The organism is Bacillus sp. Brlt_9, from assembly GCF_051948935.1.
Taxonomy (GTDB): domain Bacteria; phylum Bacillota; class Bacilli; order Bacillales; family Bacillaceae_G; genus Bacillus_A.
In genome coordinates, this window is the sequence record NZ_JAYJLO010000009.1 from 80,209 (window position 1) to 105,341 (window position 25,133).

The 25,133-nt window shown below is 35.4% G+C and carries 20 protein-coding genes and 1 pseudogene; 13 read left to right on the forward strand and 8 right to left on the reverse strand.

The window, feature by feature from the left end:
- The first annotated feature begins 63 nt into the window (after positions 1-63).
- Both VF726_RS25705 and aspA read left to right on the forward strand, forming a co-directional pair.
- Complete coding sequence (locus VF726_RS25705; RefSeq protein ID WP_440172968.1) at positions 64-1,362, forward strand: hemolysin family protein; 1,299 nt, start codon at positions 64-66, stop codon at positions 1,360-1,362.
- Between the two features lie 172 nt (positions 1,363-1,534).
- The gene (gene aspA / locus VF726_RS25710; RefSeq protein ID WP_088028480.1) at positions 1,535-2,968 is read left to right on the forward strand and encodes an aspartate ammonia-lyase; all 1,434 of its coding nucleotides are present in this window, start codon (positions 1,535-1,537) and stop codon (positions 2,966-2,968) included.
- Between the two features lie 40 nt (positions 2,969-3,008).
- On the opposite strand, the gene VF726_RS25715 is transcribed toward aspA, so the two are convergent.
- Positions 3,009-4,628, reverse strand: a complete 1,620-nt coding sequence (locus VF726_RS25715; protein WP_440172969.1) for an L-lactate permease — start codon at positions 4,626-4,628, stop codon at positions 3,009-3,011.
- Between the two features lie 784 nt (positions 4,629-5,412).
- Here VF726_RS25715 and VF726_RS25720 point away from each other — a divergent pair.
- Both VF726_RS25720 and VF726_RS25725 read left to right on the forward strand, forming a co-directional pair.
- Complete coding sequence (locus tag VF726_RS25720) at positions 5,413-5,700, forward strand: ArsR/SmtB family transcription factor (RefSeq protein WP_000081429.1); 288 nt, start codon at positions 5,413-5,415, stop codon at positions 5,698-5,700.
- 191 nt (positions 5,701-5,891) lie between these two features.
- The gene (locus VF726_RS25725) at positions 5,892-6,071 is read left to right on the forward strand and encodes an acid-soluble spore protein H (protein WP_000382683.1); all 180 of its coding nucleotides are present in this window, start codon (positions 5,892-5,894) and stop codon (positions 6,069-6,071) included.
- A gap of 42 nt (positions 6,072-6,113) precedes the next feature.
- Here VF726_RS25725 and VF726_RS25730 read toward each other — a convergent pair whose 3' ends face one another.
- Together VF726_RS25730 and VF726_RS25735 are read right to left on the reverse strand one after the other, a co-directional pair.
- A complete protein-coding gene (locus tag VF726_RS25730; protein ID WP_312504609.1) occupies positions 6,114-7,463 on the reverse strand; it encodes a peptide MFS transporter in 1,350 nt (449 codons plus the stop codon).
- A gap of 381 nt (positions 7,464-7,844) precedes the next feature.
- Positions 7,845-8,810, reverse strand: coding sequence for an ABC transporter substrate-binding protein (locus VF726_RS25735; protein WP_440172970.1), 966 nt, complete (start codon positions 8,808-8,810; stop codon positions 7,845-7,847).
- Positions 8,811-8,982: 172 nt separating this feature from the next.
- On the opposite strand from VF726_RS25735, the gene VF726_RS25740 reads away from it, so the two are divergent.
- From VF726_RS25740 to VF726_RS25750, 3 genes are read left to right on the forward strand one after another with little or no spacing between them, the layout of a single operon-like run.
- Positions 8,983-9,987: a FecCD family ABC transporter permease gene (locus VF726_RS25740; protein ID WP_440172971.1), complete on the forward strand. Its 1,005-nt coding sequence runs from the start codon at positions 8,983-8,985 to the stop codon at positions 9,985-9,987.
- Positions 9,984-11,042, forward strand: a complete 1,059-nt coding sequence (locus tag VF726_RS25745; protein WP_440172972.1) for a FecCD family ABC transporter permease — start codon at positions 9,984-9,986, stop codon at positions 11,040-11,042. The genes VF726_RS25740 and VF726_RS25745 overlap by 4 nt, the downstream gene beginning before the upstream one ends.
- 12 nt (positions 11,043-11,054) lie before the next feature.
- Positions 11,055-11,876: an ABC transporter ATP-binding protein gene (locus VF726_RS25750; protein ID WP_046951909.1), complete on the forward strand. Its 822-nt coding sequence runs from the start codon at positions 11,055-11,057 to the stop codon at positions 11,874-11,876.
- A 32-nt stretch (positions 11,877-11,908) separates the two neighbouring features.
- On the opposite strand, the pseudogene VF726_RS25755 reads toward VF726_RS25750, so the two are convergent.
- A pseudogene (locus VF726_RS25755) lies at positions 11,909-12,226 on the reverse strand (SAM-dependent methyltransferase); the annotation flags it as partial.
- Positions 12,227-12,378: 152 nt separating this feature from the next.
- On the opposite strand from VF726_RS25755, the gene VF726_RS25760 reads away from it, so the two are divergent.
- Genes VF726_RS25760 through VF726_RS25770 form a run of 3 tightly spaced genes read left to right on the forward strand, consistent with a single transcriptional unit; the run spans position 12,379 to position 15,061 of the window.
- A complete protein-coding gene (locus tag VF726_RS25760) occupies positions 12,379-13,569 on the forward strand; it encodes a glycine C-acetyltransferase (RefSeq protein WP_000095906.1) in 1,191 nt (396 codons plus the stop codon).
- A gap of 44 nt (positions 13,570-13,613) precedes the next feature.
- Positions 13,614-14,579 carry an L-threonine 3-dehydrogenase gene (locus VF726_RS25765; RefSeq protein ID WP_000723139.1) on the forward strand — a complete coding sequence of 322 codons (966 nt, stop codon included), beginning with the start codon at positions 13,614-13,616 and terminating at the stop codon, positions 14,577-14,579.
- Between the two features lie 59 nt (positions 14,580-14,638).
- A complete protein-coding gene (locus VF726_RS25770) occupies positions 14,639-15,061 on the forward strand; it encodes an NUDIX hydrolase (protein ID WP_440172973.1) in 423 nt (140 codons plus the stop codon).
- Positions 15,062-15,098: 37 nt separating this feature from the next.
- On the opposite strand, the gene VF726_RS25775 is transcribed toward VF726_RS25770, so the two are convergent.
- The 3 genes from VF726_RS25775 to VF726_RS25785 form a co-directional block, all read right to left on the reverse strand.
- Positions 15,099-16,982: a vWA domain-containing protein gene (locus VF726_RS25775; protein ID WP_440172974.1), complete on the reverse strand. Its 1,884-nt coding sequence runs from the start codon at positions 16,980-16,982 to the stop codon at positions 15,099-15,101.
- Positions 16,983-16,985: 3 nt separating this feature from the next.
- Entirely contained in the window at positions 16,986-17,879 is an 894-nt protein-coding gene (locus tag VF726_RS25780; protein WP_440172975.1) for an ATP-binding protein, read from the reverse strand.
- A gap of 126 nt (positions 17,880-18,005) precedes the next feature.
- Entirely contained in the window at positions 18,006-19,535 is a 1,530-nt protein-coding gene (locus tag VF726_RS25785; RefSeq protein ID WP_440172976.1) for a cardiolipin synthase, read from the reverse strand.
- 388 nt (positions 19,536-19,923) lie between these two features.
- On the opposite strand from VF726_RS25785, the gene VF726_RS25790 reads away from it, so the two are divergent.
- Together VF726_RS25790 and VF726_RS25795 are read left to right on the forward strand one after the other, a co-directional pair.
- Positions 19,924-20,259, forward strand: coding sequence for a cobalt transporter (locus VF726_RS25790; RefSeq protein ID WP_440172977.1), 336 nt, complete (start codon positions 19,924-19,926; stop codon positions 20,257-20,259).
- 495 nt (positions 20,260-20,754) lie between these two features.
- Positions 20,755-22,461 carry a putative bifunctional diguanylate cyclase/phosphodiesterase gene (locus VF726_RS25795; RefSeq protein WP_440172978.1) on the forward strand — a complete coding sequence of 569 codons (1,707 nt, stop codon included), beginning with the start codon at positions 20,755-20,757 and terminating at the stop codon, positions 22,459-22,461.
- A gap of 28 nt (positions 22,462-22,489) precedes the next feature.
- Here VF726_RS25795 and VF726_RS25800 read toward each other — a convergent pair whose 3' ends face one another.
- Entirely contained in the window at positions 22,490-23,887 is a 1,398-nt protein-coding gene (locus tag VF726_RS25800; RefSeq protein ID WP_440172979.1) for an amino acid permease, read from the reverse strand.
- 450 nt (positions 23,888-24,337) lie between these two features.
- Here VF726_RS25800 and treR point away from each other — a divergent pair, with 450 nt between their 5' ends.
- Positions 24,338-25,048 carry a trehalose operon repressor gene (gene treR / locus VF726_RS25805; protein ID WP_025149797.1) on the forward strand — a complete coding sequence of 237 codons (711 nt, stop codon included), beginning with the start codon at positions 24,338-24,340 and terminating at the stop codon, positions 25,046-25,048.
- The last annotated feature ends 85 nt before the right edge of the window (positions 25,049-25,133 follow it).

Genomic DNA, 25,133 nt, shown 5'->3' on the forward strand with positions numbered 1-25,133 from the left:
AACTAAAGTGAAACTTCTTTTTAAAGGAGGTGTAACTTTAGCTAAGAAAGCTAAAGGGTATATGTGGATATTATAAAATTATTGATGGTGGCCATCCTTATTGCATTAACAGGTTTTTTTGTAGCCGTTGAGTTTGCAATTATTAAGGTGCGTAGCAGTCGTATTGACCAACTCGTTAGTGAAAAACGACGTGGAGCATTGGCAGCTAAAAAAGTAACTTCAAATTTAGATGAGTATTTATCAGCATGTCAGTTAGGTATTACAATTACTGCTTTAGGGCTTGGGTGGTTAGGAGAGCCGACTATAAAACATTTACTCGAGCCGTTGTTTTTAAAACTACATTTATCTCCTGCAATTGCAAGTACAGTTTCATTTATTATTGCCTTTGCAGTGATTACGTTTTTACATGTTGTGATTGGTGAACTTGCTCCGAAGACGCTCGCTATACAAAGGGCAGAGCAAGTTAGCTTATTATTATCGAAGCCAATTATTTACTTTTACCGAGTAATGTATCCGTTTATTTGGGCTTTAAATGGTTCAGCAAGGCTTGTGACAGGGTTATTCGGATTACATCCGGCTTCTGAACATGAAGTTGCTCATTCGGAGGAAGAGTTACGATTAATCTTATCTGAGAGTTATGAAAGTGGAGAGATTAATCAAAGAGAATTTAAATATGTAAATAATATTTTTGAATTTGATAATAGAGTCGCAAAGGAAATTATGGTACCTCGTACGGAAGTTGTAGGTTTATATGAGGACGAACCATTTGAAACGCATATTAAAATAATCGCACAAGAAAAATATACGAGGTATCCTGTATTTGGTGAAGATAAAGATGAAATCATTGGGATGGTTAATGTAAAGGATTTATTTATTCGTTATATGGATGGTAATCGAGAGAAGGAGTGCTCGATTACACCATATACAAGGCCAGTTATTGAGGTGTTAGAAAATATTCCTATCCATGATTTACTATTACAAATGCAAAGAAAACGAATTCCGTTAGCTGTATTATATGATGAATACGGCGGTACAGCAGGGATTGTTACATTAGAGGATATTTTAGAAGAAATTGTTGGAGAAATCCGAGATGAATACGATGAAGATGAACACCCGCCTATAGAGCATATAAGTGAAGGGTGTAAGATCGTAGATGGAAAAGTGCTTATTAGTGAAGTAAATGATTTATTTGGCATACACTTAATCGCTGATGATGTAGATACAATTGGTGGCTGGATTATGGTACAAAAGCAAATCGTCGCTGAAGGAGATGTTATTGAAAAATCCGGCTTTTCTTTTAAAGTTCTTGAAAAGGATATGCATCAAATTAAACGAGTGGAAATAAAGAGGGTAGAAGGATGATTTTCTATATTTTTTTATAAAAGATATATATAGAAAAATAAATGTTTGCGCTTTCAAAAAAGGTGCTATATAGTGAAGGTGGATACTGAAAAATTCTTCTGCATGATACTCGTATTTTTAGAGGGCGAATTTTTTAGATAAGGATTTAGAATGAAAAGTATAGGTGATGAAAATGATAGCAACGAAGGATATACGTATAGAAAAAGACTTTTTAGGTGAAAAGGAAGTACCAAGTGTAGCTTATTATGGTGTACAAACATTACGTGCTGTAGAAAACTTCCCGATTACAGGATATCGCATTCATCCGTCACTCATTACGGCAATGGCAATTGTGAAAAAAGCGGCGGCACTTGCAAATATGGATACTGGTTACTTAGCGAAAGACATTGGACATGAAATTGCAGAGGCGGCACAAGAAATTGTTGACGGGAAATTCCATGATCAATTTATCGTAGATCCAATCCAAGGCGGTGCTGGAACTTCTATTAATATGAATACAAATGAAGTAATCGCTAATCGAGCGTTAGAACGTATGGGATATGAAAAAGGCGAGTATGCAAAGATTAGTCCAAACACGCATGTGAATATGGCTCAATCAACGAATGATGCGTTTCCAACGGGAATTCATATTGCAACTCTTATGATGTTAGAAGAACTTCTTATTACAATGGAAGAACTTCATGCAGCTTTCCGTGCAAAAGCAAAAGAGTTCGATCACGTTATTAAAATGGGGCGTACACATTTACAAGATGCTGTTCCGATTCGTCTTGGACAAGAATTCGAAGCGTATAGCCGCGTGCTTGAGCGTGATATAAAGAGAATTAAACAGTCTCGCCAACATTTATATGAAGTGAACATGGGGGCGACAGCTGTTGGTACGGGATTAAATGCAAACCCTATGTATATTGAACAAGTGGTTAAACACTTGAGAACATTTAGCGGATTCCCACTTGTTGGTGCAGAGCATTTAGTTGATGCAACGCAAAACACAGATGCATACACAGAAGTATCTGCGGCATTAAAAGTATGTATGATGAATATGTCTAAAATCGCGAATGACCTTCGTATTATGGCATCTGGTCCCCGTGTTGGATTGGCGGAAATTCAATTGCCAGCTCGTCAACCAGGTTCATCTATTATGCCAGGGAAAGTAAACCCTGTTATGGCAGAAGTAATCAATCAAGTTGCTTTCCAAGTAATTGGTAATGATCATACTATTTGTTTAGCATCAGAAGCAGGACAATTAGAGTTAAACGTAATGGAGCCTGTACTCGTATTTAATTTAATTCAATCTATTAGTATTATGAATAACGGATTCCGTGTATTCCGTGAATATTGTATTAAAGGAATTACAGCAAATGAAGAATTGCTGAAGCAATATGTGGAGAAAAGTGTTGGAATTATTACGGCAGTTAACCCTCATATTGGTTATGAAGCAGCATCTCGTATTGCGCGTGAAGCAATTGAAACAGGAAAATCTGTTAGGGAGTTATGTTTAGAACATGGTGTACTGACAGAAGAAGAATTGGATATTATTTTAGATCCATTCGAAATGACACACCCTGAAATTGCGGGTGCTTCTTTATTAAAGAATAAGAAGATGTAATGTGAAAAAAACCCGATCCATTTGGATCGGGTTTTTATTTTTAAAAGATATTAAATACAGCGTTTAATTGAAGTAAGCTAATGATAGCTAAGAAGATTAAACTGTATTTCATTGCTGTTTTAAATAGGACAGATTCTTTACCAACTAGTCCAACTGCTGCACAAGCAACTGCTACAGATTGTGGTGAAACCATTTTTGCCATTGTACCACCTACTACGTTTAATGCAACAAGAGTAGAAGGAACGATGTTTAATTGATCTGCAGTTACTGCTTGAAGCGGTGCAAATAATGAACCACTTGATACTACTGATCCTGTAATGAATACGCCAATCCATCCTAAGATTGGAGAAAGAACAGGGAATGCATTACCAGTAGAAGAGAATGCAAGTCCAAGTGTAGATGACATACCAGAGTAGTTCTCTACGTAAGCTAAAGCGATAACGCTACAGATTGTATATACTGGAGCTTTTAGTTCTTTTATTGTTTCAACCATTAATTCTTTAACCATTTTTCCTTTTACGCGGTATACGATAAGTGAAACGATAATTGCTAATACGATTGCAGTAGTTGTAGATGAGAATACATCAAACTTGAAAACAGCTGCGAAAGGTGTATCAGCTTTTGTAATTGGTGTAGTTTTCATAACAGCATTATGAAGACCAGGGAACTGAATGTTAAATACTAAGTTTGCTAGTGCGCCATCCGGAGCAAATAAAGCTTTAATTGGTTTTAAATTAAAGATTGTTACGAATGCAGTTAAGAATACGAATGGAGACCAAGCATATAGAATTTGATTGAATGTATGAGATTCTTTTTCTTCTTGTTTTTCTTCTTTAGTAGAAGATTTTGGCTGCCAAACACGTAAGAATAATGCAAGAGAGACCATACTTACAACGGCTGCGAAAATATTAGTAAGTTCTGCACCTAAGAAATAAGTTACGACGAACTGAGTAATTGCGAAAGAAATACCACTTACAAGAATACCTTGCCAAGTTTCTTTAATACCTTTAATTCCATCCACCATTGAAACAAGTAGGAAAGGTAAAACAATACTAATGAATGGTAAAATAAGAACAGTTTGACGACCGATAGTTAATGCGTCTAGCTCAGTTAATTGCGCTGGTACTGTAACTGGGATACCCATAGCACCCATAGCACCACCAGCGATGTTTGCTACTAAACAAATACCTGCTGCTGTTAATGGATTAAAGCCCATACCTACAAGTAATGCAGCTGTAATAGCAACTGGAACCCCTAGCCCAGCTGCGCCTTCTAAGAAAGCACCGAAAGAATAAGCGATTAATAATACTTGTAAACGTTGGTCATTTGTAATGCTTGAAATACTATCACGAATGACATTGAATTGCTCTGTTTTAACAGTTAATTTATAAAGGAAAATTGCTGCGATAACGATAGTACAAATTGGATAAAATCCAGATAAAACACCGAATCCGGCAGATGCTACAGCTACAGTTGCTGGCATTTTATAAACGAATATAGCAAGAATAATAGCGACGATTACACTGTAAAGACCAGCGATATAACTTTTCATTTTTAGTCCCATTAAACAAATGATGAAGCAGAAAATTGGAAGTGCTGCGATTAGTGCAGATAACCAAATGTTGTTTAATGGGTCATAAATTTGTGTCCAAGTACTCATAATAATGACAACTCCTATCTATTTTATGTGAAGAAATTCACATTATTTGTGAAACTATTCACAATCAACTTACATGCTTAGTATATTCTCCTTCAACACTATTGTCAACGTAAAAAAGTATAATTATTCCATAATAGTGTTAAAAGAAATACTTTGTTCATAAAGTAGACAAAAAGCCCACTCAAATAGATTTGAGCGGGCTAGATACATTATTTACATATTCTTTTCTTTTATTATTGATCTTACAGCTCTATATTAGAAGCCGTCTTTGTATCGAATAGGGAAGGATACAGAGTTGCTTGGTATAGCTAGGGGACAGTGAATACATTTAATAGGAAGTATTCCGTCACAGTTCAAGCGATTAAATACAAATTAAAAAGAAATAAGTTAATTTTTAATGTTACGGTATCTTTTTTTACTGAAAATTCCTTTTAGTGTAACAAAGAGGTTAAATATACTCCAACTACTTTACGAAAGGTTATCAATTATAGATGGTATTTTACGATATTATTACTGCGCGTTGCAATGAGGTGAAAATATAACAAAAAGCCTGATAAAACAACGTTTGCAAGCAAAGTATTTACAGCCTGCTGTTTTGCTTTTTCGTTATATCATATAGTATAATATTCAAAATCAGCAAGGAATTTTTCCTGAGTTCTTTGTTGGTTAAGATGGAAAAAAATTTCGGCTTTATAAGTTGATAAAGTTATGTCGTAACAGGAAATATAAGAACAGATATATAAATAAATAAAAAGAAAATAAAAACGAAAATGAGGGGAACTTTATGAGCCAAAATCAATTCGAATGTCGTATTTCAGAAGAAGATGTACAAATGTTAAGAGCGCTAGCGCATCCGTTACGTTTACGCCTAGTAATGGAACTAATGCAACGTGGAACATGTAATGTAACACAATTACAGGAAGTGTTAGAAATTCCGCAATCAACAGTTTCGCAACATTTAACGAAATTAAAACAAAATAAAGTAGTACGCTTTGAACGACGAGGACTAGAAGTGTATTATCAAATTCATAATGATAAAGTAAGTGAAGTAGTAAAAACATTATTTTCTTAAAATTTGAATATTATGGAAAAAGACGTGTGGGATATACGTCTTTTTTTATTTGTCAGAAAGGTGATATGAGAGTAAATGTTAGTATGTAAGGAAGAATAGGCTATTAATTAACATTTTGTTTTATGGAATATATTCTAAAGGGAAAAGAAAAGATAGAAAGGAGTGTAGTAAGTAAAAGGAGGGATAGTAGAATGGATGTAAAACGTGTGAAACAAATTTTATCTTCTTCAAGTAGAATCGACGTTACATATGAAGGCGTACCAGTATGGATTGAGAGCTGTGACGAGCAGAGCGGGGTTGCTCAAGTGTATGATGTATCTAATCCCGGAGAAAGCGTTCACGTGAACGTGACGGCTTTAGAGGAGAAGTAATAAAAAAGACGCTTCTAATTTTAGAAGCGTCTTTTTTATTTGTTATTCCATCATATGTGCAATTTTCTTAGAGAACATAAGAAGTATTAATCCTAGCACGATTACGATAACACCGATGCTTGCGAATACTTCTAAGTATCCTAAAGATTGAGTGAAAGCAGCTAATTGTCCTGCTAATAAGTTTGCGAAGCCAGTACCAGCTAACCATACACCCATTAATAATGATGCTAATTTAAGAGGAGCGATTGCACTTACCATAGATAATCCGATTGGTGATAAGAATAATTCACCGATTGTATGGAACATGTAAGTGAAGATAATGAAGAATAAGTTTGCTTTCATTGCAATATTACCTTCATCGCTACCAGTTTTTAATACAGCTAAAGTTAGAACTAAATATCCAACCCCTAGTAAAATCATACCTAATGCCATTTTTGTTGGGATTTTTAAGTCACCATTTTTTGTTTTTGAAAGTTTAATCCATAATGCAGAAACCGGTAATGCTAGTAAGATAATGAACAATGGGTTTATAGATTGGAACCAAGGTGTTGGAATTGTAAATCCACCAATTGTACGATCTACGAACTTATCTGTGTAAAGTGTTAAAGAACTACCTGCTTGTTCAAATCCTGCCCAGAAGAATACAACGAAACAAGTTAAAATTAAAATTGCAGCTGTACGTTTTTTCTCTTGTGCTGTTAAAGGTTTTTTCTCAATTACTTGTGCATTTTTTTCTTTAGACTTTTTACCGACAACAGTTGTTCCGATTGATCCTAAGTAACGAGGTGCTAATGTATTAAATGCAATCTGACCAATGATCATACCGATACAAGCTGTTAAGAATCCGTATTTATAATCTGCGAAATAACCGCAAATGAATGGAGCGATAAAAGCTCCTAAGTTAATTCCCATGTAGAAGATAGTGAATGCACTATCACGACGAGAATCGTTGTCGCTATATAATTGACCTAATAAAGTCGAAATATTTGGTTTGAAGAATCCGTTACCAATAACTAATAATCCTAATCCTAAAAATAGTCCAGTTTTAGTGTTCATTGAAAATAGTACAAAGTTACCAAGTGCCATAATGATACCACCAATGGTAATGGCATGGCGTTTCGTAATGAAATGGTCAGTTAACCAGCCACCAATAATAGGTGTGAAATATACAAGCATTGTGAAAATACCGTAAATTTGTACTGCAACTGCTTTATCAAATCCTAAACCGCCGCTTACTAAGCTCGTTGTTAAATAAAGAACTAATAAGCCACGCATTCCGTAATAACTAAATCTTTCCCATGCCTCTGTAAAGAACAACAAATATAATCCTGGTGGATGTTTTTTTGGTGATTGTTGCTCTCCAGCTTTGTCTAATTTTAAAGCTGCATCCATTTTTGTTTCCCCCTAATCCTGTATAACGGATATTTATGTAATCATTTTAATTTACAAAATATTTGGAAGTCAATAGAATTATATGGAAATAGAAAGAAAATTTCTAAAAAAGTTCTATTTTTCTTCAACCGTTACTGTATTTTTCCCTGAAAACTATATAATAAGCGTTTTCAAATGTAATAATTGAATTCTAAAAGAAAATAAAATAGTGATTAATCAGAAAATTTAGATTAAAATATTTATTCCGATATAGAGAAAATATATTTTATTTACTTTTTTAATATAACATATTGGGAATAAAAATACAAAACGAAATAATATGACATTTACGTGAAATAGAAAATAACCAGCTCCATAGAAGGGGAGCTGGTTAGAAACATATTATTTAACAAATCGTTTTTCGATATCATCTAATAGTAGGTTAGCGGCCATTACACCACCAGCTGTATTCCAAATCACGTCGTCAACTTTGTATGCTTTACCATTTTTTACTGCATTTAAATTTTTAAATAGAGGATCATTGATATATTCTTTTTCTAATTCAGAACCTTTTTTCTCGTTTCCTTTATCGAATGTGAAGTAGAATAATACGTCGCCATCCATTGCAGAAATACGTTCTTTAGATACGTTACGCTCTGCGAAGTCATCTTTATTTTGATCACCAGGACGTTTAAATCCAAGTTCTTTTAAAATAACACCAGAGAATGTATCACCATGATAAATTCGAACATCACCAGGCATGAAGCGAACCATAGAGATTTCTTGATTTACTTTATCGCCTAGTTTGGCTTTTAAATCTTTCATACTTTTATCGTAATCAGCTAAAACCTTTTGACCTTCTTTTTCTTTATTTAATGCTTTCGCATAAAATTTGAAGTTGTCTTTCCATTCACCACGTAGCGTCTCAGAGAACACAGTAGGTGCAATTGCTGTTAGTTGCTCGTACACTTTTTCGTGACGCATTTTGTTACCGATAATTAAGTCTGGTTTTAAAGAAGCGATTGTTTCCACGTTCACTTGTCCTTCATCACCAACAACTTTTACATCTTTCATTTTATCTTTAATATGTGGATACCATGGATCACCAGTCCAAGATTTTACAGCCCCAACTGGTTTCACACCTAATTCAAGTAAAGCTTCAGTTCCTTCGTTTGTTAAAATAACTACACGTTTTGGATTAGCAGGAACTTCTGTTTTACCCATTGCATGTTCAACAGTAACCATTTCTTTTTTTGTATCTTCTTTTGTATCTTCTTTCGTATTTGATTTTCCACAAGCGCTTAAAAGTAGTGAAAAGGCTAGTAAAAATACAAATACTGTAAACGATTTCTTTTGAGTCAATTTCATTATGTACCCCCTACATACTGAGAAGTTTTTTCAATAGCAAGCATGATATTAAGCCTTTATCTCTTGATTGTCAATACATACGGTTGAAAATAATTCTCATTTCCGTTGACAATGAGAATTAAGTTGAAATACACTTACAACGTATCATTATACATTGAAGGGGAAACGCTGCATGTTATTAAAAACAAATCGAGCAAAATGGATTGGATTATTTGTTGGGATCATTGCAGTCATTACTTGTATTTGGGGAAGTATTATTTTCGGATATACAAATACGAGTTGGAAATTAGCGTTAGATGCTTTTTTCCATTTTAATGGTTCCAATGAACATATTATTATTCAAAATGTGCGTCTACCAAGGGCATTAATTGCAGCGAGTGTTGGTGCTAGTTTAGCCATTGCAGGTTGTCTTATGCAAACTTTAACGAAGAATCCACTTGCATCTCCAGATTTTATTGGATTAAATTCAGGTGCTGCTTTCTTCATAGTTGTAGCAATTGTTATTTTTTCCGTGACATCATTATCAGCTTTTACGTGGATTGCCTTTTTAGGGGCAGCAGTTGCAGCTGTACTTGTATTTGCTTCTAGTTCTTTAGGAAAAGAGGGGACAACGCCTCTTAAGTTAACATTAGCAGGGGTCGCAATTAGTGCATTATTTTCATCATTAACACAAGGGTTACTTGTTTTAAATGAAAAGGCGCTTGAAGAAGTATTATTTTGGCTTGCCGGATCTGTGCAAGGAAGAAAGTTAGAAATTTTACAATCTGTATTCCCGTATTTATTAGTAGGATGGGTTGCATCTATTATGATGGCAGGGAAAGTAAATACATTGATGATGGGGGAAGACGTCGCGAAAGGGCTTGGACAACGAACAATTTTAATGAAATCATTCGTGTTACTTATTATTGTCCTGTTGTCTGGTGGTTCAGTTGCGGTTGCTGGTCCAATTGGATTTATTGGTATTATTATCCCACATTTTGCTAGGTTTCTTGTTGGAGTAGATCACAGGTGGAGAGTACCATATAGCGGGTTGTTAGGTGCAATACTATTAATATTAGCAGATATAGCAGCAAGATATGTCATTATGCCACAAGAAGTACCGGTAGGGGTTATGACAGCATTTATCGGGGCCCCATTCTTTATTTATATTGCACGTAAGAGAGGGCTTAGCAAATGAAGAAGTATATTCCGTTTCGTATAGGAAAAGGTGGGCTCTCGTTTTTAATGTATAAACGAGCTTGTCTCGTCTTATTCAGTTTACTAGTTGTTTTAATAGGATTATTTTTTGCGAGTGCAGGTATGGGAGATATGAAAATAGCCCCTTATGATGTATGGCAAGCGATTACTGGAAATGGCGATGCGATGTCAAATATGGTTGTAAATAAGTTTCGTATGCCGCGTATTTTAATTGCCATCCTTGTAGGAATCGCACTTGCTGTAGCAGGATGTATTTTACAAGGTCTCGTTCGAAATCCACTGGCTTCTCCTGATATTATCGGGATTACGGGCGGGGCTAGTGTTGCAGTTGTATTATTTTTAGCTATATTTAGTGATAAAAATAATGCGCTAACCGTAAGCATTCATTATATGCCGTTAGCAGCCTTTTTAGGGGCAACGATTGTAGCTCTTTTTGTATATTTATTTGCATGGAGAAATGATGGATTATCACCAATTAGTCTTGTTTTAATTGGTGTTGGGTTCTGGGCATTAACGAAAGCGGCAACGACTTTGTTTATGTTGTTAGCGCCAATTTATCAAGCGAGTCAAGCGAATGTATGGATTACAGGTACTGTGTACGGGTCTTCATGGCAAAACGTCATGGTACTTGCGCCGTGGGTTCTCATTTTAACGGTAATATCATTTATAGCTGCTAGACATTTAAATGCGCAAGAGCTAGGGGATGATATTGCGGTAGGACTTGGTGTTCCTTTAACGAAATCGCGCGTATTCATGTTATTACTGAGTACAGCTTTAATTGGCGGTGCGGTTGCCTTTGCCGGAGGAATTGGATTTGTCGGCTTAATGGCGCCTCATATTTCACGAAGGCTAGTTGGTTCTTTATACGGTGCATTACTCCCAGTTGCGGCGATTGTTGGTGCAATTTTAGTACTTGCTGCTGATTTAATTGGGCGTACAGTTTTCACCCCACTTGAAATTCCAGCAGGGGTATTTACATCAGCAATTGGTGCACCTTATTTTATTTATTTACTTTATAAAAGTCGGAATTCATAAAGGGAGATGAATATGCAAAAAGCATTGGAGACGAAACGTTTGACGCTGTCTTATGGTGAAACAATTATTATTGATGAGTTGAATTTAGAAATTCCAAAAGGCGAAATTACAATCTTTATCGGTTCTAACGGTTGCGGGAAATCAACTTTATTACGTTCACTAGCTAGATTATTAAAACCAACAACTGGTGACATTTTGTTAGATAATCAAGCCATTCAAAGTATGCAAACGAAGCAAATTGCTCGTCAAATGGCAATTTTACCGCAAGGACCGCAAGCGCCAGAAGGCCTTACAGTATTGCAACTTGTAAAGCAAGGACGTTATCCATATCAAACATGGCTGAAACAATGGTCAGAAAAAGATGAGGAAATGGTACAGAAAGCACTTGCCGCAACAGGTATGACAGAATTTGCTGAGCGTGATGTGCATGCTCTTTCAGGTGGACAACGTCAACGTGCTTGGATTGCAATGACGCTTGCACAAGATACAGATATTATTTTACTGGATGAGCCTACTACATATTTAGATATGACTCACCAAATTGAAGTGTTAGATTTATTATTTGAATTAAATGAAACAGAACAAAGAACAATTGTTATGGTATTACACGATTTAAATTTAGCATGCCGTTATGCAGACAATATTGTAGCCATTCAAGATAAACAAATATATGCACAAGGTAAGCCGGAAGAAGTAGTGGATGAGAAGCTAGTACGTGATGTATTCCGAATGGAATGTCAAATCAGTACGGATCCGTTATTTGGGACGCCACTTTGTATTCCGCATGGAAAAGGAAGACGTGTACGTAAAGAGGTTGCTCAGGCAATAAGATAATGAAAAAGACGATGAGAGGTTCATCGTCTTTTTTATTTTCGGCAAGAGAATAAGAGAAAGAGGGGAATACGTAAACGACGTTCATATTCTTCCGCACTTTGAAAATAAGTTTGATCTGGTGTAGCTTCTTTTAAATTTGTAATTGTAAATCTAGCTTGTTGTAATAGTGTAAAATATTCTTCCGTTGTACGATGATATTTAATAACTTCTTGATCAATCCAAGGTTCAATGCGTTTTCCCGTTTTAAAATAATCATCGACGAGCCAGCTCGTTCTTTTTCCGCTCGTTTGCAAGCTTTCAAATGAAGAAGTAATAATAGGGTGTTGAACGCTAAAAGTAAATGATAGATTTCTTGTAATGAATCATATATAATCTAGAATTGTAAGCGGTTACTTTAAACTATTTTTCTATAATAAATTCTGAAAACGTGTTAAGCTAGTAGAGGGATTATTAGAACTATTAAGACAATAATTCGCTTACATGAACGATGGGAGGCTTCACGATGTCTAGTAAAACACTTGCGAAATTTTTAGAAGAAAATTTAGAGGATTTAAAATCAAAGGGGCTTTATAACGTAATTGATCCGCTTGAGAGTTCAAATGGACCGATTATTACAATTGGCGGAAAAGAATATATTAACTTATCTTCAAACAACTATCTTGGATTAGCAACAGATAGCCGTTTGCAAGAAGCAGCAATTGGTGCTATTCATAAGTACGGTGTTGGAGCAGGAGCTGTTCGTACAATTAACGGTACTTTAGATTTGCATATTAAATTAGAAGAAACAATTGCAAAGTTTAAACATACAGAAGCAGCAATTGCTTACCAATCAGGATTTAACTGTAATATGGCAGCGATTTCAGCCGTTATGGATAAAAATGATGCGATTCTTTCAGACGAATTAAACCATGCTTCTATTATTGATGGTAGTCGTCTATCAAAAGCAAAAATTATTGTTTATAAACATTCGGATATGGAAGATTTACGCCAAAAAGCAATCGCGGCGAAAGAATCAGGTCTTTACAATAAATTAATGGTAATTACAGACGGTGTTTTCTCAATGGATGGAGATGTTGCGAAATTACCAGAAATTGTTGAGATTGCAGAAGAATTAGATTTAATGACATATGTAGACGATGCACACGGTTCAGGTGTACTTGGAAAAGGTGCAGGAACTGTAAAGCATTTCGGTCTATCTGATAAAGTTGATTTCCAAATTGGTACATTATCAAAAGCAATTGGGGTAATTGGTGGATATGTAGCAGGGAAGCAAAACTTAATTGACTGGTTAAAAGTTCGTTCACGTCCATTCTTATTCTCTACAGCATTAACACCAGCTGATGCAGCTGCATGTATGCGATCAATTGAAATTTTAATGGAAAGCACAGAGTTGCACGATCGTTTATGGGAAAACGGTCGCTATTTAAAACAAGGGTTAAAAGAACTTGGCTTTAATATTGGAGAAAGTGAAACGCCAATTACGCCTTGTATTATTGGTGACGAAGTGTTAACACAAGAATTTAGTAAACGTCTAAATGAAGAAGGCGTATATGCAAAATCTATCGTGTTCCCAACTGTAGCTAAAGGAACAGGACGCGTTCGTAATATGCCTACAGCAGCTCATACGAAAGAAATGTTAGATGAAGCAATTCGTAAGTATGAAAAAGTAGGGAAAGAAATGGGCATCATTTAAGTAAGGGCATCTTTTGAATAGCTTGCAAATGAGGAGTGGGGAAAATGAAAAAAATTCTAGTAACCGGTTCTTTAGGGCAAATTGGTTCTGAACTAGTAATGAAACTTCGTGATGTATACGGTGCATCAAATGTTATTGCAACAGATATTCGTGAAACAGATAGTGAAGTAGTAACGTCTGGTCCATTTGAAACGTTAGATGTAACAGATGGACAAAAACTACATGATATCGCAAAGCGTAATGAAGTAGATACAATTATTCATTTAGCAGCTTTACTTTCAGCAACAGCAGAAAAAAATCCGTTATTTGCATGGAATTTAAATATGGGTGGACTTGTAAATGCATTAGAAGCAGCTCGTGAATTAAACTGTAAGTTTTTCACGCCAAGTTCTATCGGTGCATTCGGTCCATCAACGCCGAAAGATAATACGCCACAAGATACAATTCAGCGTCCGACTACGATGTATGGGGTAAACAAAGTAGCAGGAGAATTACTATGTGATTATTATCATCAAAAGTTTGGCGTTGATACGCGCGGTGTACGTTTTCCTGGTTTAATTTCTTACGTAGCTCCTCCAGGAGGCGGAACAACTGACTATGCAGTTGAAATTTATTATGAGGCGATTAAAAAAGGCACATACACCTCATACATTGCTGAAGGAACATACATGGATATGATGTATATGCCAGATGCTTTACAAGCAATCATTTCATTAATGGAAGCTGATCCAAGTAAGCTAGTGCATAGAAATGCATTTAATATTACAGCAATGAGCTTTGAGCCAGAGCAAATCGCGGCATCAATTCGTAAACACATCCCGACGTTTACAATGGATTACGCTGTAGATCCCGCTCGTCAAACGATTGCTGATAGCTGGCCAAACTCTATTGATGCAACAGCAGCAATGAAAGAGTGGGGCTTTAAAGCAGAATACGATTTAGACAAAATGACAACTGACATGTTGGCGAAGTTAAAAAAAAAGCTCACAGCTGAGTTAGTGATGAATTAATAGGAAGAGCCGATTCTTAGGAATTGGCTCTTCCTTATTTTTAGAGGGAGAGAAGTCTTATGCAAAGAGTGGATGTCGTATACGCACTCATACATGATGAAGAAACAGATAAAATATTAATGGTACATAATGTAGAGCAAAACGTCTGGTCATTACCAGGGGGTGCGGTTGAAAAGGGTGAAACATTGCAGGAAGCATTAGTAAGAGAAATAAAAGAAGAGACGGGTTTAACTGCTGTGGCAGGTGGGCTTGTTGCGATCAATGAAAAATTCTTTGAAGAGTCAGGGAATCATGCGTTATTGTTTACATTCCGAGCAAATGTAGTAACAGGTGAACTTATTGCAGAAGATGAAGAAGAAATTTCTGCAATAGAGTGGGTGGATCGAACAATCGCAAATGAACGATTCCCATTCTACGATGGCGGATTCGAGGCATTATTAGAAGTAGCCATTCCATACAAGTTTCAATCAGAAACAAAGTAATTGAACGAAAAAATAGGAGCCACAAGGCTCCTATTTTCTATTCAATCGTCTTCAGTAATAATTTTTTCAATAGTGGTTTAATCTTCAGACGTAAATCTTCAGCGTGATTTGCAACTAAGAAGTGATGGTTATAAATGTTCTTCATTAATTGATAAGTTGCTTCTTTCGCTTCGCCTTCTTCGATGAAGATCCCGATTACTTCCATACCACTTTTACGAGCAAGTTTGACAGCTTCGTGTGTATCTAAAATCCCGTCTTGTTGATAGTCTAGCGCAGAAGGTTCACCATCTGTGAAGACAAGTAAGAATTTATGTTTTTCTGGTCTTTTCGCGAGTTTCTCAGAAACGATACGAATAATATATCCGTCGCGATTATCTTCTTCTTCACGAAGTTGCATAATTTCTGGACCAACGTTTGGTAACGTTGAGCTTTTGTAATTTACAACTTCATGGATAACGTTCGGTTTATCTTCAGGTTTAGCACTAGAAGCATCTTCCCAAAATCCACTAATCGCGTGTGGGATTTTTAAAGATTTCAAAGCTTCATGGAATAGTACAACACTTTTTTTCGTTTCTTCCATTTTGTTATACATAGAACCAGAACAGTCAACTAATAGTTGGAATGCAACATCAAGTTCTTGTGACTCTTGTCCTTTTTTATAAAACATGCGTGGCTGCTTTTCAGTATAAATACGAAGGAATTTCTTACGAAGTCTTCCATAATATTTATCACTGTTTGCGTTTGTTTTATTTTCAATCGTTTTTTCGATAATTTTCTTTAATTCTTTTACATCTTTATTAACGACTGATTTGATAGCTTGGTAATCTTTTTTCTCGTCAGGATTTGGTTTACGTGCTTCTTTAAATGTATGAGAAGCGCCAGCGTTATACTTACCGTATGCACCGTCGTGTTGGGTAGAAGCGTGTGAAGCTCTTGCTTCTTCTGTGTCAGCACCATCAAAGTTGGATTGTGTACTTTTTTGAGAAGTACCTTGTACGGAACCTAGTGCTTGATCGCCATCTTCCGATTCGCGAGCAGTATCACCCATCATATTTGTTTTTGTTCCGCTTTCTAATTCAAAGCGTAAAAAGTTCTCGTTTTCATTGTTTTTATTTTCACGATGCCATGTTGAGAAGCTTTCGTCCATTTTGTTTTTATTTTCATCGTCATCTATGAGCTGCGTATCATCATTTGCTAAATCTTCGACGCGGCAGTTCTTTTCGTCTGCAATGACAGATAAATAAAGGGGTGCATGCCCGAAATAGTTGTTAAGCATATCACTTTCAAGAAGCTCCTCTAAGCGATAGCGAATTTTTTCAACGATATACATAATATCTTCTGTATTACGTGCTTGGAATGTTTCATGTAAAATTGATTCAATTTGCTCGAAATATTCATTATTAAACATTTCATATTTGTCGCTCGTTAATGAAAGATAACAGAGACAAAATAGGCGATCACCATGATAGTTACGAACACGGTTTATTTCATTTTGTGAGCCGAAGTAATTGCGGTACATTTCTTTTCGGCGTCTAAAAATATGCTTTGTGCCAGGGCGTAAGCTTTTTACGATTTCTTCAACGCGTAAATCTTCTAATAGAACAAATAATTGTGTTAAAAACTTTTTTAGGGGCGATTCTTGTAATTCAATCGCATAAGAACGAATTAAAGTCATGTCCGAGTAATGTTTATTACCAAGTGCTTTTAAAAACACTTCGCTTTTTAATCCGATTACTGTATCTTCTTCTTTTCGATCATCCCAAAAGTGACTAATGACAACTTTCTTTTCAATTTCGTCGTAGTATGCTTTATAGCCATATTCAAGATAGGCATCGTCTTCTTTTAGAAGGGCATACATTAAGTTTTCCATTTGTAGAAACAGCGACGCATCAATTTTTTTGTCACTAAAAATTTGTCTCATGAATTATCCCTCAAAGAAATAACTTTCTGCTAATTCACGGACAGTCATTTGTTCTGTTTCATCATTTAATTTTGCAATAATGCTTCGTTCAATAGCGCGCATAACAGGAATATATACACCTAAATCACATGCGTCGATAATACCACGGATACTTGCTGCTTCTTCACTTACACGTCCATCGTGAGCTAAAGGCATAAGGTCGCTTGCAAATGCAACGAACTTTTCAATTGTTGCAGTGTCTTTCAATTTTGATTCTGCTAATAATAATTCTTTTAATGTGTCGCCTTGGATGTAAGGAACTTCAATAATAACGAAACGGTTTTTTAGTGCTTCGTTCAGTTCGCTTGTCCCAACGTACCCTTCGTTAATTGCTGCGATTACACGATACTCGTCATCACCGTATACGACTTCTTGTGTAAAAGGATTTGTAATCATTTTACGGTAATCTAATGCACCGTGAAGAAGTGGCAACGTTTCAGGTTTTGCCATATTGATTTCATCAATATATAGGAAATGACCGTTCTGCATTGCTTTCATAAGAGGGCCATTAACGAAGGTAACTTCAGATGCACCATCCTTTGTTTGCAATGTGTTGTATCCTAAAATACCTTCTACATCTAGGTCGACAGAACAGTTAATGCTATGCATTGGTTTTTGGAATAAAGAAGAAAGAGTTTCCGCTAGTACTGTTTTCCCACTACCAGTCGGTCCTTTTAATAGAATGTTTTTTCCAAGAAGAAGAGCTGTAATAGCGTCTTCGATAATGCTGTTATCAGACGCTTTATATATTTTTTTACCGATTAAATGTGCATTTTCACCAGCTTTTTGTTTATTCTTTTCATGAATTGTAGAAAGCTGCTGTTTTAAATCAGCATGTATATGAAATTGTTCTAACATGTATTTCCCACCTAACATTATTTTCATAAAGCAATACATCTTATGATAACTTGTTTTAATATGGTATGCAAAGAAAAGGAGAGGGACAAATATAAAAGAAAAAGCAATCAATAATACATTGATTGCTTATAGTAAAGGAGAAATGAGTCGCATGAAAGACTCTAATATTCGCTTTTTTATACTTCTTTTTTGGAAAGCGTTCCATTTAATTTCAGTGGAATGCTTAAAGTCTTCTTCAAAATCACGTTTAATATCATGAACGGTTTCTGATTCATATAGTACGCTAATAAGTTCGTAATTTAATTCAAAGCTGCGTACGTCCATATTTGCTGTTCCGATTGTAGCGATTTGATCATCAACAAGTACAATTTTTGCATGCATAAAACCATCTTTATAACTGTAAATGGAGGCACCGGCTTTTAAAAGTGGAGTGAAGTAGGACTGAGATGCTTGGTCACTAATAATACTATCACTTTTACCAGGATATAAAATGCGTACATCTATACCAGATATTGCACTTAAACGTAATAATGTTAAAGTTTCTTGATCTGGGATAAAGTATGGTGTAGCAATCCAAATCGATTTTTTTGCAGATCCCATAACGGCTAATAATGTATTGCGAATGCTTTTATCATCCGAGCTCGGTCCGCTCGCTACAATTTGTACGGCACCTTCTGCACTTGAAATTTCTTTACCTGGGAAGTATTGTCTATTCATAAATTGATCCCAGGAATAAGTATTCAATCCACTAGATGCATAAAGCCAATCCTCTAGAAAGATTGCTTGTAATTTATATAGCGCTTTTCCTTCTATTTTTAAATGACTATCACGCCAAACGGGAAATTTTTTTGAACGGCCAAGATATTCATCACCGACGTTGAGTCCACCAGTAAAACCGATTTCTCCATCTACAATAACGATTTTACGATGGTTACGATAATTGACAGTTTCAAGTAACCAAGCTGAAAAAATAGGGTCAAATTCTACAATTTCAATACCAGCTTCTTTCATAGGCTGTAAAAATCGTCTTCTTAAAGTGTTACTTCCGAGTCCATCATAAAGGAAGCGTACAATAACACCGTCTTTTGCCTTTTTGATTAAAGCATCTCGAACTTTTGTACCAATTTCATCAGATTTATAAATATAGTATTGAATATGTATGTGATGTTTTGCTCGCTCGATAGCTTGCAAAATTTCTGAGAATGTTTGATCACCATTTGTTAAAAGCTTTGTAGTTGTTTTATCTGCGGCAGGTCCGCCTCCAAATTTTTGCACGACTTTTGTTAAATGTGTAGAACGTTCATGTAAGGGGACTGTGAGTGATAATTCTACTCGTCTTCCTTCTAATATTTCACGGAATAATTTTCTTTGCTCTTCTGAACGATGTAGATGTTTTTTTCTTCTCCAACGGCTACGCCCGAAAATAGAGTATAAAAGCACACCTACAACGGGAAGAAGTGCTAATACTAAAAACCATGCTAAGGTGCTTTGTGGAGATCTATTTTCGATAAAAATAACGAAAGATATTCCTATGATTGTAAGAGACCATAATACACCGAAAAAGGTATATAGTGAGAGGATAGACGTATCTAAAAGTAAGAGTACGATAGATACAATTATAAATACCAATAATAATTGAACGATAGGCTTCTTCATTGCTATAAAATTCCTCTAATCTTTCTTAAATATAGACTTTTTATATAAAAAGGTACAATCCGACATTCTTATTATAAAGTGTTTTGTTTTTTTTACAAAATATAGGCATTCTCCTCATGCTTTCCGCATTTGTCCTACATACAGTATATTGTTACGGTATTATCCCGCTAATTGCTGGTTAATAAACAGTGTAAGAGGGACAAAACCCTTTCCTCTTATATATAGGAAGAGAGATAACCATATTCTAGAATTGTAGCAGATGCATGATGAAGCCTAAGGTATGGTTATCCGTATTATACAGATTTTTCTTAATATAGGTTACCAGCTAGGTCCGTACTATTCATACAATACTTATTAAGATGAGAAAAGGGAAAAGGAGAGGGGAAACATGAATTATATAGACAATAACGGATTGTATTATCGTCATAATCATGGAGGGCACCATCATAATGGCGGACATCACCATAATGGTGGACACAATCACCATGATCATCACCACCATCATGGAGGCGGATGGGGCTGGGGTGGAGGCTCATGGGGTGGTGGATTTTTCCCTGGAAGTTTTGCTGGAGGTGTGTTAGGTGGGCTTACAGCTGGTGCATTAACGGGTGCAGCAGGTGGAGGCTACTATCCAGCACCGTATCCAGTCACTTATCCAGCGCCATACCCAGTACCATATCCAACGCCATATCCGGGTTATCAGCAAATACCATATCCGTATTAAACTAAAAAAAAAGAGGCTTTCCTCTTTTTTTTTAGTTTAATAAAGTATTTATTAAATACTTCCAAAATAAAGGTGAAAATATGTTAATATTTTGTTATTGTAATTCAAAAACATATATACTAATTTTAATTTTTATATTATTATTCGTGAATAGTTGTATAGTGTGCTCGAATTTCTATTTCGCTAGTAAAGTAAAGTGGTTAGATATAAGCAGAAATAGTAGGAAACTAGTGTTGTATAGAGCTAGTTATAAGGAAATATAAGGGGATAAATAAGGTATAATAAAGTAAGCTAATTATAGCGATAAGAAACGACTATTTATAATTGAAACGGTATTATATTGCTTTTTATTACAAATAATATTATGTTATTTTAATCGGCATATTTCAAACTGTGATTTATGTAAAGGGCGATTATTAGGAAATGAAATATCTCTATTTCTATGAAAAGAAACAATTTGTGTTTTAGTCAGATAGGAAGCAAGGAGAGATGCGCATGCTAGAACAAAGAGGTCATGCATTATATGACTCTTCATTGCGAGATTTAAAGTTAGCATTAGATGAGTCTTCAATTGTTGCGATTACAGACCGAAATGGTCGTATTACATATGTAAATGATAAGTTTTGTGAAATCTCCAAATATACACGAGAAGAGTTAATAGGGAAAGATCATCGTATTTTAAATTCAGGATATCACCCGAAAACATTTTTTCAAATTCTATGGAAGCGTATTTTGAGTGGAAAAGTATGGAGAGGTGAGATTCGAAATCGAGCAAAAGATGGAACATATTATTGGGTTAAAACAACAATTGTTCCATTTTTAAATGAAAAAGGAGAACCATATCAATTTATTGCGATCCGAAATGATATTAGTAGTAGAAAAGAAGCGGAACAGAGGCTGCGGTTAAGCGAAAGTCGTTATAGGGAACTTGCGTATCATGACGCTTTAACGAGTTTACCGAATCGATTGCAATTAATAACGACTGTAAACGAGATGATTGCAGGCAAAAAAGAATTTGGTATGATTTACTTTGATTTAGATCGTTTTAAATTAGTAAACGATACGCTAGGTCATATGATAGGGGATTTACTTTTAAGCGAAGTTGCTTCACGGTTGCATTATGTGCTAGGAGAGAAAGACGTCCTGGCTAGGCTGGGTGGCGACGAATTTGTGTTGTTAACAAAAAGTCATACACAAGATGCGATGAGGCAGCTTGCGACATCTGTGTTGTCATGTTTTCAGGCACCATTTATGCTTGAAGGTCATGAAGTATACATTTCAGCTAGTCTAGGACTGTGCGCATATCCGCAAGACGGACAAGATGTAGAAACTCTATTGAAGAATTCGGATTTAGCTATGTACAGCGCGAAAGAGCAGGGCAGAAATGCTGCTTGTTTCTTTACAGATGAATTACGTGCGAAAATAAATCGTAGAATGAAAATTGAATTCGCTTTGCAAAAGGCAATTCGTGATGAAGAGCTAGACGTGGCACTGCAGCCTATTATAGATTTGAAAACGAAGAAATATACTGGTATAGAGGCTTTAGCACGTTGTTCGACAGAAGAAGGGCCGATTTCGCCAGGCGAATTTATTCCAGTAGCTGAAGAATCTGGACTTATTATAAAATTAGGGGACTGGATATTAGAAAAGTCATGTCGCTTGTTTAAAACATTGCCAGATTACGAAGAAGGATTAAAGTTATCTGTTAATTTATCCATACAACAATTAATGCAAAAGCGTTTTATTTTATCTGTACGTAGCATTTTGAGGAGAACGGGATTTCCACCAAATCGTTTAATTTTAGAAATAACGGAAAGCATTGCTGTTCGCCATTTTGATTATATTATTGCTACATTACAAGAATTAAGAAATATGGGTATTTTAATTGCTTTAGATGACTTTGGAACGGGCTATTCTTCTTTATATTATTTAAAACAACTACCACTGGATATAGTAAAAATTGATCGTAATTTTATTCGTGAATTTCATTATGATCATGCACAGCCAGAGCGAACGATTGTAAAATCTGTTATTGAAATTGCCCATAGCTTAAATTTAGCAGTAGTTGCTGAAGGGGTAGAAACAGTAGAGCAAGAAAGTTTATTACAATCTATGGATTGTGATTACGTACAAGGATTTTATTATGCGAAACCTTTATCTGTAGGAGAGTTAAAAGAAAAGTTAATTACAGATTTTGAATAAAAAAGAGAAGCCGGTAGCTTCTCTTTTTTTAATTCGTTTTTTGTGAGTTTTTCATTAGCACTGGATAAAGAATAAGACCTAATACGAACAATCCGATTCCTAAGAAGAATGTTTTTAAATCGGCAGTTCCGGTTTTGATAACCCAAATAGAGTATACAAATGCTAATGTAGTAATGATCCCATCCTTTATTCGAGAGCCAGGCATTATATCATACGTTTCTCCTGTAATAACCAATTTGAATTGGTACAGCGTAGAAACAAGGTATGGAATTAAATAAGCTAATGTTGCTACAACGATAGCGAAATTATAAGCTTCTGATACGGTACCAGAAATCGTTGAGAATAAGAAAATTTGCGTCATCACATTTGTAATAAATAATGATTTTGAAGGACTACCTTTTTTATTTGTTTTCGCGAAAAACTTAGGGAAAAGTCCATTCTTTGCTGCCTGGTAAGGTACTTCTGAACTAACAACGATCCAGCCAACTGTAGATCCAAATAAAGATACAAGTGCAAGTAAAGCCATGATATAGGCACCTTTATTGCCGATTGCTAAATTTAATGCATCTACTAATGGTTTTTGAGACTCTTTTAAAGCATCTTGCGGGAGAGCTCCCATTGTAAGTAGAGTGATTGACATGTAAATAAGAAGAGCGATAATTAATCCGAAAATGGTAGCCTTTTTTACATCGCGCTGAGATTTTGCACGGTTAGAAAGCATAACTGCTGATTCAATACCGATAAACGCCCAAAGTGTTGCAATAGCAGCTGAGTTGATTTGTCCACCTAACGAAATTGAGTGTCCTGCTTCATTCATAAATGATTGATCGTCTCCGAAATTAGATGCATTGAAAATGAATAATGTGATTACAATAAACATTGTAAATCCAATAATCTTTGCAATGGTAGCAAGTAGATTCATATTTCCAGCTCGGTCAATATTTTGAGAAAGAATATATTGAATTCCCCATAGCATAAGGCTACATACGAGGAAAGTTAATCCTTTGCCGAGTTCTAGTGAAAATCCGTTTGTTGAAAAGAGAATTTGCTTACTTTGTAAAACTGGAAAGAATGTTGATAAATATCCAGCGAAAGAAATAATAACAGATGCTGTTGCAGCCCAGTTCGCAGCCCAATAGCCCCATGCCATACTATATCCTGCAATTTTCCCAGCTTTTTTTGAGGGGAACATCGCTTGAGCATAACTTTGTGGTCCTGCCTTTAATTCTGGTTTGCGAACTGCTAAATTTCCAAATACGAGTGCAATCATAAATACGCCAAGTCCTGTAATACTCCATGCAAGAGTAGAACCCATTGGACCTGATACTTGTGCTAAATTTGCTGGGAGCATAAATACGCCACCGCCAACCATATTTCCGATTACAAAAGCTGTTAAAATCCATAATCCCCATTTTTTCGTTTCCATTTTTGTTAACTCCTTTGTAGTAAGTTTTGCTTAAACATCATTTTTTACTAGCTTTTTGGCAATAAAAAAAGAGCCATGTAGATAAAAAATACCTACATGGCTCTTCGCCAAAGCGTAGGTACAACGGGAATAACCCTTGTACCTACGCGTAATTTTTCCGCTAGGTTTCAAGGGTTACGTATGATGATGATGTTTTTGTGCAAATGTAACTACAATTGTTGTATAAGTAAGCATAGTTCTTTGCTCCCTTTCTCCTCTGATTTTGAAGTTAGTATACTACATGTTTTTTTGAATGAAAAGAAAAATATAAAAATTTTTATAAAAATACATTTTAGAGATTAAATATTTACCTGTATTTTTCCTATACTGGAAAATAAGTGAGAGATTGGCAGAAGAGTGTAGCGTGGTATAATACATATAGAATTAGAAGGTGACAAGGGGCTATTGTAGATGATGAGTAAGTATGAACAAATTTATACAGCAATCAGCAAGTCTATTGATAATAAACAATTAAAAGAGGGATGCAAAATCCCATCAGAAACTGAATTAATGAAGCAGTATGAAGCGAGCCGCGGTACGGTAAGAAAAGCTGTAGATTTATTACAAGAGCGTGGATATGTTCAAAAAATACATGGAAAAGGTGTCTTTGTTTTAAAGCGAAAAAACATTGAATTTAACTTTGGTGGTATTGTAAGCTTCCAAGAAGAAAATGAACGTTTAGGACGCCATTGTATTACAGAAGTCGTGGAAATGGAGAAAGTAAAAGCGACAAAAGAGGTTGCAAAGCTATTAAATGTGAAAGAGAAAACAGAAATAGATCATATTAAACGCGTACGAAATATTGATGGAGAAAAAGTAATTTTGGATATTAATCATTTTGTATCGGAATATATTCCTGGATTAACGAGTGAAATTGCAGCGGAGTCTATTTATAAATACATTGAGAAAGAACTAGGTCTTCATATTAGTTACTCACAGAGGGTAATTGAAGTGCAGCCATGTACAGAGGACGATAGAAAGTATTTAGATTTAAATGGAACAGATTATGTTGTCGTTGTGAAAAACTTTACGCATTTTTATGATGGAAGTCAGTTTGAATATACAGAATCCCGCCATCGATTAGATATTTTTCATTTTTCAGATGTGGCGCGGAGAAAATAAGGAGATGGAACGTAATAACGTTTCATCTATTTTTTTATAAAAAAATACAAACTCGTATATACGAGTGTTGACTAACTTATATATA

Bases quoted from the DNA above. Each gene is read 5' to 3' on its own strand.
- VF726_RS25775 (WP_440172974.1), bottom strand. From the start codon at position 16,982: ATGAGACAAATTTTTAGTGACAAAAAAATTGATGCGTCGCTGTTTCTA.
- VF726_RS25750 (WP_046951909.1), top strand. From the start codon at position 11,055: ATGCAAAAAGCATTGGAGACGAAACGTTTGACGCTGTCTTATGGTGAA.
- VF726_RS25785 (WP_440172976.1), bottom strand. From the start codon at position 19,535: ATGAAGAAGCCTATCGTTCAATTATTATTGGTATTTATAATTGTATCT.
- VF726_RS25790 (WP_440172977.1), top strand. From the start codon at position 19,924: ATGAATTATATAGACAATAACGGATTGTATTATCGTCATAATCATGGA.
- VF726_RS25760 (WP_000095906.1), top strand. From the start codon at position 12,379: ATGTCTAGTAAAACACTTGCGAAATTTTTAGAAGAAAATTTAGAGGAT.
- VF726_RS25745 (WP_440172972.1), top strand. From the start codon at position 9,984: ATGAAGAAGTATATTCCGTTTCGTATAGGAAAAGGTGGGCTCTCGTTT.
- VF726_RS25740 (WP_440172971.1), top strand. From the start codon at position 8,983: ATGTTATTAAAAACAAATCGAGCAAAATGGATTGGATTATTTGTTGGG.
- VF726_RS25800 (WP_440172979.1), bottom strand. From the start codon at position 23,887: ATGGAAACGAAAAAATGGGGATTATGGATTTTAACAGCTTTTGTAATC.
- VF726_RS25735 (WP_440172970.1), bottom strand. From the start codon at position 8,810: ATGAAATTGACTCAAAAGAAATCGTTTACAGTATTTGTATTTTTACTA.
- VF726_RS25795 (WP_440172978.1), top strand. From the start codon at position 20,755: ATGCTAGAACAAAGAGGTCATGCATTATATGACTCTTCATTGCGAGAT.
- VF726_RS25720 (WP_000081429.1), top strand. From the start codon at position 5,413: ATGAGCCAAAATCAATTCGAATGTCGTATTTCAGAAGAAGATGTACAA.
- aspA (WP_088028480.1), top strand. From the start codon at position 1,535: ATGATAGCAACGAAGGATATACGTATAGAAAAAGACTTTTTAGGTGAA.
- VF726_RS25725 (WP_000382683.1), top strand. From the start codon at position 5,892: ATGGATGTAAAACGTGTGAAACAAATTTTATCTTCTTCAAGTAGAATC.
- VF726_RS25715 (WP_440172969.1), bottom strand. From the start codon at position 4,628: ATGAGTACTTGGACACAAATTTATGACCCATTAAACAACATTTGGTTA.
- VF726_RS25730 (WP_312504609.1), bottom strand. From the start codon at position 7,463: ATGGATGCAGCTTTAAAATTAGACAAAGCTGGAGAGCAACAATCACCA.
- VF726_RS25780 (WP_440172975.1), bottom strand. From the start codon at position 17,879: ATGTTAGAACAATTTCATATACATGCTGATTTAAAACAGCAGCTTTCT.
- VF726_RS25765 (WP_000723139.1), top strand. From the start codon at position 13,614: ATGAAAAAAATTCTAGTAACCGGTTCTTTAGGGCAAATTGGTTCTGAA.
- treR (WP_025149797.1), top strand. From the start codon at position 24,338: ATGATGAGTAAGTATGAACAAATTTATACAGCAATCAGCAAGTCTATT.
- VF726_RS25770 (WP_440172973.1), top strand. From the start codon at position 14,639: ATGCAAAGAGTGGATGTCGTATACGCACTCATACATGATGAAGAAACA.